Consider the following 883-nt stretch of genomic DNA (forward strand, 5'->3'; position numbering starts at 1 on the left):
TTTATGTATAAAAGCTGGAGTAAAGTCGCAGAGTCGCAAAGTTTTCATTTTCTTTGCGACTCTGCGACTTTGCGAGATTAATTGATTCACAGTGTAAAAAACTTAACTTAGCAATAAAAAGGCAAAATGAAACATCTATTCAAAGCAGAGCTAAATTGGACTTCCAACAAACCTCAAGACGCAATTTCGAAAGTTTATAGCAAAAACCATCAAATAAAAATTGAAGGTAAGCCAGATTTAGACATTTCAGCTGCAAAAGCTTTCAAAGGTGATCCTTCATTATATAATCCGGAAGATTTATTATTGAGCAGTTTGGTTTCCTGTCACATGATGTCCTACTTATATGTCTGTTCTCAAAACGGAATAGAAATTGTGGAATATTCAGACAATGCAGAAGCTACACTCGAAGTAAATGCCGATGGAAGCGGACAGTTTGTTGAGGTTAGATTATATCCAAAAATAAAAATCTCAAATTCAGATCAAATTCAATTAGCCTTAGAATTGCATCAAAAAGCAAATCAATTGTGTTTTATTGCTAACTCGTGTAATTTTCCTGTTTTACATGAGGCGAGTTGTGGGGTTTAAACCATATAAGTTATATAAGAAAATATAACATTGAACAAAAAGATTACTATTATATAAACATATCCAACGGTTTCAACCGTGGGCCATAATATTAAATGTTATAAAACAAAAAAACCTCTTCATTGCTGAAGAGGTTTTACGTACCGCTTACAGTTGAATTGTCGAATTTATTTGTTGAAGATTTGAAGAAATTGTCTTATGCTTATAAAAAATTGCATTAAGTTCTTTTAAATTCTCTTTATATTTATTGTTTGTATGACTTATAAGTCATACATTTATTATATAATTTCTTTTAAAC

1 protein-coding gene is annotated in these 883 nt (G+C 30.8%); it reads left to right on the forward strand.

Annotated features, from left to right (window positions below):
- Positions 1-126: 126 nt before the first annotated feature.
- Positions 127-585: an OsmC family protein gene (locus DCO46_RS22530; RefSeq protein WP_116754699.1), complete on the forward strand. Its 459-nt coding sequence runs from the start codon at positions 127-129 to the stop codon at positions 583-585.
- The last annotated feature ends 298 nt before the right edge of the window (positions 586-883 follow it).

Source organism: Flavobacterium sp. HTF, from assembly GCF_003105115.1.
Lineage (GTDB): Bacteria > Bacteroidota > Bacteroidia > Flavobacteriales > Flavobacteriaceae > Flavobacterium.